The sequence below is a fragment of the Rhodoplanes sp. SY1 genome (assembly GCF_046000175.1).
GTDB lineage: Bacteria > Pseudomonadota > Alphaproteobacteria > Rhizobiales > Xanthobacteraceae > Rhodoplanes.
In genome coordinates this window covers 1-660 of sequence record NZ_JBEOMB010000221.1, presented here as the reverse complement: position 1 = coordinate 660, position 660 = coordinate 1, and the positions used below count along the sequence as shown (strand labels likewise).

The following is a 660-nucleotide window of genomic DNA, read 5'->3' as shown; positions in this document are numbered from 1 at the left end:
GGAAAAATCCGCGGCCGGCAGCAGCCGCGACGACGCCCAGATGGCAGCCCCGCGCACCAGGGGCGAGGCGTCGGCGAGCCGCGCCTGCGCCGCATCGGCGAGGGCCGCGTCGCCGCTGTTGCCGATGGCGATCATCACGTTGCGCACGACGCGGTCGCGTCCGGTGCGCTTGATCGCGGTCTTGCGGAACAGGTCGCGGAACGCCGCATCGTCGAGCCCGGCGAGGTCGCGCAGCGACGGCGCGTTCAGCACCTCGCGGGCGGCGAGCTTCGCGTCGCGCCCGGCTCGCGCGAACTTGTTCCACGGGCAGGCGGCGAGGCAGTCGTCGCAGCCGTAGATGCGGTTGCCGAGCTTTTCACGCAGCTCGCGCGGGATCGGGCCCTTGTGCTCGATCGTGAGATAGGAGACGCAGCGCCGCGCATCGAGCCTGTACGGGGCGACGAAGGCGTCGGTCGGGCAGGCGTCGAGGCAGGCCCGGCAGGAGCCGCAGCGGTCCTCCGCCGCCGCGTCCGGCGGCAGCGGCAGCGTGGTGAACAGGGCGCCGAGGAACAGCCAGGAGCCGAAGTCGCGGGAGACCAGATTGGTGTGCCGGCCCTGCCAGCCGAGCCCGCCGGCGGCGGCGAGCGGCTTCTCCATCACGGCGGCGGTGTCGACGAACAC

At 73.3% G+C, this 660-nt stretch carries 1 protein-coding gene; it reads right to left on the bottom strand.

What is annotated here, in order from left to right:
• On the bottom strand, positions 1–660 hold a 660-nt coding region (gene queG, locus ABTU92_RS28610), incomplete at both ends, for a tRNA epoxyqueuosine(34) reductase QueG (RefSeq protein WP_408094964.1).